This is a genomic window from Corynebacterium sp. MSK195 (assembly GCF_030228885.1).
In the GTDB taxonomy this organism is placed as follows: domain Bacteria; phylum Actinomycetota; class Actinomycetes; order Mycobacteriales; family Mycobacteriaceae; genus Corynebacterium.
The window spans coordinates 1-5,774 of the sequence record NZ_JASPGT010000020.1 but is presented as its reverse complement, the minus strand read 5'-3'; the positions used below and the strand labels follow the sequence as shown (position 1 = coordinate 5,774).

The window sequence follows — 5,774 nt, the reverse complement described above, 5'->3', positions numbered from 1 at the left end:
GAGGCGCTTAATTCAGCTACACTGACCCAAGCAGCATAGCTAACCCCCGACGTGTCTACTTTCCGGGGGCCAGGCCCGAACTAGCCCGCAGACACCGCGGACTATCACTACCGCATCAACGCACAGTGATGGATTGGTGGCTGTATCTACATACAGAAGTCCCTGACGATCCGGTCAAGATCGCCAGGGACCAACGATGGGGTCAAGACGCACTTTCCACAGCAACAGACCTGATCACCCACAACACCACAGCCACTACCAATGACATCGGTGCACCAGCAGAATACGACACCGCCATCGACACCAGCTACCAACACAACCTCGGCATCCAAAAAGGCTGGATCAAATAACCGCAACACGCCCGGAAAAGACACACTTTTCTTTACTTAACCCGTGCTAGAGGTTATGACGCAAGTTTATTGAATTCCAGAGAATTTCTGAACATCCGGCGAGCGAAGGAAACGCCCGGCCATTTCCACAGCTGGCTGAGAAGAATCTCCTTCGATTACAAGGGACGCAATCGCCAATTCCCCTGTCGTTCCAGCGAACCAGCCATTGGAAAGCTTGCCATCAATTTCTGCTGTACCAGTCTTTCCGCCAAGTGCACTAAGATCACTCAACGACCTAGCTGAACCGTGGTCAATTGTTGATTTCATCATCGTCCGGAGGCTTTGAATAGTTGTATCGCTGACATGCTGGTCTGCCTGTTTATTCACTACTGTCTGTTCGCCTTGAATGAGCTGTGGAGGAACAAGCAAGCCGCCGTTAGCGACAGTCGATTGCATGAGCGCAATCCCAAATGGACTAGCTAGAACCTCGCCCTGTCCAATAGAAGCCTCCACACGAGGAGGTCCAGCCGGTGTCCGCGGCACCGAACCAGTAAGTGTGGTCATCCCTGGTACGTCGAAGTCGGAGCCAATTCCGAGTTCTAAAGCAGTCCGTTGCAGATCATCTTCTCCCAAACGATCCGAAATGACCGCTTGGGTTGTGTTACATGATTGGGCGAAAGCTTCTTCCAGTCGAACGCTACCTAGATCGAAGTCATGATCGTTGGGAATCTTGCGTCCAGCGACGGTGATATTGCTAGGACAAGGTAGTTCCTCATCCATGCTGACTGCCCCTGCCTCTAGTGCCGCCGCTGTGGTCACAGTTTTGAACGTCGATCCCGGTGGGAATAGCCCGGTGAGTGCGATTGGCCCTTGGTTATTTGCCTTGTCATTTTGTGCAACGGCAAGGACACCTCCTGTTCTAGGATTGAGCACGACTAGAACTGCGGCACGTTGCTCACTGTCCACTGCTTGTTTTGCTGCGCTTTGCAGTGTGATATCCAGAGTGGTTGCGATTGGCTGAACTCGGCGAGGCGGCTCAGAGGCTACCGTCGTCATACCTTGTGAACTCTCAGCGCGTATCGACCATCCTGAATTAGCATCGAGCACTGACTCCCAATATTTGTTCAATTCAGCATCCAGCGGAGAGTTAAGAGTTTTGGACACGCTTAAGAGACGCCCCTGCTCCACAGTGGAAATTCCCTCAAAGGTCCTAAGTTGCTCTTGTATCTTCCGGAATTCTTCCTGCCTCAAAGTGAGGAGCACGGTGTCTTCATCCTGAGACTCTCCCAAGGTCTGCTCGATCCACTCCTTAGTCGTTGTGGGAGACACTGGTGCAAAAATCTGGGCCAATTCCTGCGCTCTAGAGGCTATATCTTTGCGACCTCGTACCTGAATAACTTTCGTCCAGGTCATATATTCATTGCCCAAGCGATCTTTAATTGGAAGATCGTACTGTTTATCTTCAGCAAAAAAGAGTGCGGAATCATCGCTCAACTGAGCTTCGAAGATCGAAGGCAACCATTGAGGCTTACCATCCTGTCCACTAAGGACGAGCCGACCATTGCTCTCCAACTCCACACCATCTTTGGACCAAGTCACATGAGTATTCTGCTTTCCATTGGAAATATCAGATGTTTCGATGTTGACCTTCACACCATGAAGTGACTGCCGAAATTCATGAAGGGCGCGCTCCGGGTCTGGATGATCCAGATACCGTGCAGCCTTGCTGTCATCTCCCGCGTTGAAAGCTTTGAGAAATACGTCTGAGTCTGATTCCCACGGTAGAGCTGAACAGCTGCTCAACATCACTGCGGAGAGCGAACAGAGTGCAATCACCGACTGACGGAAACGATTGTGCTTAGTCATCATGGGAGTGACGTTAAGTGAGACGCATTGGATGCCACCAATATCACATAGTGCAATTGTCTCATTTCATTCACATATAGGCGATGGTAGAAGTGTGTATTCAAGTGGCAGAAATTCTAACGAAGAGCGTCCACGAGCAGTCTAGCCACTTCGCCAATAGCACCATCGTGAGTACTCATTGCTTGTTCTGGCACCACCTGTTTCAGCATGATGGACACCACAATGGGCTCCTCGCCCTCAACCTGGATAATCGAAGCTTCACCATGGAGAAGTCCTACAGTGCCCGTTTTTCCATAGATATCAACGCCGCTTGGAGGAAAGCCTGAAGGAACACGGTGACGCCACACCTGCAACCCCAAGAGTTCACACATAGATCGACGTACCGCTGCACTATCGTCTTTCCAAACCTGTTCCAAGTCATTAGTTATTTCCGCCAACGAAGAGACTGCAGAAAACGCTATATCTGTACTACTCCCCCCTTGGGATTGAACATATTGACGCAATTGTTTCTCCGCCGTCACTAAGCTATTCCGATCTTGCAAGTCATAATGAGGTGGAAACCGTTTAAGAAATGCTTCTCGAGCCCACGCAGGCAGTAGACGCAAAATCTCGTGGGCGGCCACGTTATCTGACACCGATGCGACTTGTTTCATTAAGTCTCGGAGACTCACGTTCACTGCGTCATCAAAGGCAGCGAACCCATACCCTTCGTAAGTTCCTTTGGACGGTGCAACGTCAACACGAAGACGAGGATCCAGATCACCTCGTTGAATCGCTTCCAAAGTGAGGTGGAGGAGCCGGATTTTATATAAGGATGCCACCGGAATTTTCTCGTCTTGTTTGCGTCCGATAGTCACCCCATCGTGCAGTCGCGATGCACACCACCATCCCTCACACCCCGACCGCGTCAACACGTTTTCCAGGGCCATCTCCATCCGTGCAGTCATTGGTTAATCCTTCGACAAATTCTTTCGGCGACCGCCATGGCCTCGGCGCCATTGTCCATCCCACCTCGGCGAACCACTACATCCACGGAAAAATCGAAACGGGAAGGAAGCTCAATAGCATTGTCAAACTGGTGAAAACCGCGAAATACCAAAGACATCCCCTCCCCTCTTCCAATCAATAAGCCCCTACCTAGAGCATCCTCTGAATCATTAATTTCGCAAGACACACCCGACCGAAATAGCTCTCTCGCCAAACCACTGGCTGCACTTGAATTGTCATTCAGGTTCTCCACCAGCAGATTCAATTGAGACAAGGTCTTATCCAACCTTGAATACCCCGGCGGCACCACTAGATCACGTGACAGAGAAAACTGCCTCGCACTGCGGTGAGTACCCAAGGGAACCGGAGCTTGAACAAGCCCCGCATGAATAGCGCCTTCTTCAACACGGGCAAGAATCTCAACAGAAGGCAGTGACGACAAAACTACTCCATCATGCTGCTGTGCCTTTGCTGCAATACGCGATCCTATCTCGCTTGGAAGCGCACTACTGATGGCCAAACGAAACCCGCTTTGCGCACCACTTCGGATACCGTCAATCATCGAATGCATAGTCTGAAGATCGCGATTAATCACCCGGGCATATGGAAGCAAGGTCAACCCTGCCTCGGTTAGTTTCACTTCCCCCGCCCCTCGGATAAATAGCGGTGTACCTACACCAGCTTCTAAGCGCTTAATGGCATTGGAGACAGGCGGCTGACTCACTCCCAGTCGCGCTGCCGCCGCTGTAAAACTACCGGTCTCCGCTAAAGCCACGAAATACTGCCATTGGCGCAGATTTCCCGTCTGAGCAATCATGGGTCTCAGCATAGTGGAGCACGAGTTCGCACCACTGCAGCGTAAAATGATGTCTTTGGCTTGAGCAACACCGTCGCGGTGGCGTCGATAAACAAAAAGGAAGTGACACACAGCGTGGGCATTGGAAACGGACCGCTCATTGTGCAGTCGGATAAGACCGTGCTGCTGGAAATCGACCACGAACAGGCGCAGGAGGCGCGCACCGCGCTGGCACCGTTCGCGGAGCTGGAGCGCGCGCCGGAGCACGTGCACACCTACCGCATCACCCCGCTGGCGCTGTGGAACGCCCGCGCGGCAGGGCACGACGCGGAGCAGATCATGGACGTGCTGGAAACCTACTCGCGGTTCCCCGCCCCGCAGCCGCTGCTCATCGACATTGCCGACACGATGGATCGCTACGGGCGGCTGAAGCTCATCAAGCACCCAGCGCACGGGCTCGTGCTAGAGACGACGGACAGGGCTGTGCTGACGGAGATCCGGCGTCACAAAAAGATCAAGCCCATGTTGGGCGCAGAGATCGACGAGGACTCGATCGTTGTGCACCCTTCCGAGCGCGGCAGGCTCAAGCAGGAACTGCTGAAGGTCGGCTGGCCCGCAGAGGACCTGGCGGGATACGTCGACGGCGAGGCACACCCCATCGAGCTGTCGCAGGAACACGAAGAATGGCAGCTGCGCGACTACCAGGAGATGGCGGCCGATAGCTTCTGGGAAGGCGGCTCGGGCGTGGTAGTGCTGCCATGTGGTGCGGGCAAGACGATGGTCGGCGCGGCCTCGATGGCCAAGGCAAAGGCCACCACCCTGATCCTGGTGACGAACACCGTCGCGGGCAGGCAGTGGAAGGACGAGCTAGTGCGCCGCACCTCCCTGACGGAGGATGAAATCGGCGAATACTCCGGAGAGAAGAAGGAGATCCGCCCCGTGACCATCGCCACCTACCAAGTGGTCACGCGCAAGTCGAAGGGCGAATACCGGGCGCTGGAGCTGTTCGACTCCCGCGACTGGGGCTTAATCATTTACGACGAGGTTCACCTGCTGCCTGCCCCGGTGTTCCGCATGACCTCCGACCTGCAGTCTCGCCGCCGTCTGGGGCTCACCGCCACCCTGGTGCGCGAGGACGGCCGCGAAGGCGACGTATTCAGCCTGATCGGGCCGAAGCGCTATGACGCCCCATGGAAGGACATCGAGGCCTTCCTGGATCGCATGTCCCCCGGCGGTCTCTCGTCCGTTCCCCAGTCCCTGCGGTATTTGATTGACGACGCCACCAGGGCATTCCAGCAGGGCTCCGCCACCGAACCCCACTCGGCTCGTGTCCCGTCTCGCGTGGATACTCCCCAGCGCAACATCATGGACATCACTGGGGACTCCACCGAGATCGCCTCGGAGATCGACGGCGCCGTGGAGGGTTTTCGCCGCGCCCACGACCAGGCCATCGCCGTGGACCCGGCGGACGGCACGAAGGCCTCGGACACCCGGACCTTCCGCTCGCCGCGGGAGATCATGTCCGAGCTGCGCCGCGCCTATACCGCGGGCACACAGGTGCGCCTGCACTACGTGGACTATGCGGGTGCCACCAGCCATGACTGGATCTCCATCGTGATGATGACCCCCTCCACCATCTCCGCGGTGCTCGAATCCACCGGGGAGAGCCTCACGATCCAACCCCACCGCATCGCTGCGGTGGACGTGCCGTGCTAGAGGGTGAAGCGTCCTGGGTTTAGTTCCGCTTCTTTTACGGCCCTGTGTTGATGGGCTGGGTGAGATAGTACTCGGTTTCT

At 55.1% G+C, this 5,774-nt stretch carries 4 protein-coding genes and 1 pseudogene; 2 read left to right on the top strand and 3 right to left on the bottom strand.

The features are described from left to right. Positions 1 to 77: 77 nt before the first annotated feature. A pseudogene (locus tag QP909_RS11410) lies at positions 78 to 350 on the top strand (IS1249 family transposase); the annotation flags it as partial. Positions 351 to 416: 66 nt separating this feature from the next. Here the strand turns inward: QP909_RS11410 and pbp2m are convergent. From pbp2m to QP909_RS11395, 3 genes are all read right to left on the bottom strand, one after another. Continuing rightward, a complete protein-coding gene (gene pbp2m, locus QP909_RS11405) occupies positions 417 to 2,198 on the bottom strand; it encodes a penicillin-binding protein PBP2M (protein ID WP_204083762.1) in 1,782 nt (593 codons plus the stop codon). 113 nt (positions 2,199 to 2,311) lie between these two features. Then, positions 2,312 to 3,142, bottom strand: coding sequence for a serine hydrolase (locus tag QP909_RS11400; RefSeq protein ID WP_070604856.1), 831 nt, complete (start codon positions 3,140 to 3,142; stop codon positions 2,312 to 2,314). Next, positions 3,139 to 3,999, bottom strand: a complete 861-nt coding sequence (locus QP909_RS11395; protein ID WP_012360809.1) for a LysR family transcriptional regulator — start codon at positions 3,997 to 3,999, stop codon at positions 3,139 to 3,141. The genes QP909_RS11400 and QP909_RS11395 overlap by 4 nt, the downstream gene beginning before the upstream one ends. A gap of 114 nt (positions 4,000 to 4,113) precedes the next feature. Here QP909_RS11395 and QP909_RS11390 point away from each other — a divergent pair, with 114 nt between their 5' ends. After that, positions 4,114 to 5,694, top strand: a complete 1,581-nt coding sequence (locus QP909_RS11390; RefSeq protein ID WP_016421371.1) for a helicase-associated domain-containing protein — start codon at positions 4,114 to 4,116, stop codon at positions 5,692 to 5,694. The last annotated feature ends 80 nt before the right edge of the window (positions 5,695 to 5,774 follow it).

Bases quoted from the DNA above. Each gene is read 5' to 3' on its own strand.
- pbp2m (WP_204083762.1), bottom strand. From the start codon at position 2,198: ATGATGACTAAGCACAATCGTTTCCGTCAGTCGGTGATTGCACTCTGT.
- QP909_RS11395 (WP_012360809.1), bottom strand. From the start codon at position 3,999: ATGATTGCTCAGACGGGAAATCTGCGCCAATGGCAGTATTTCGTGGCT.
- QP909_RS11400 (WP_070604856.1), bottom strand. From the start codon at position 3,142: ATGACTGCACGGATGGAGATGGCCCTGGAAAACGTGTTGACGCGGTCG.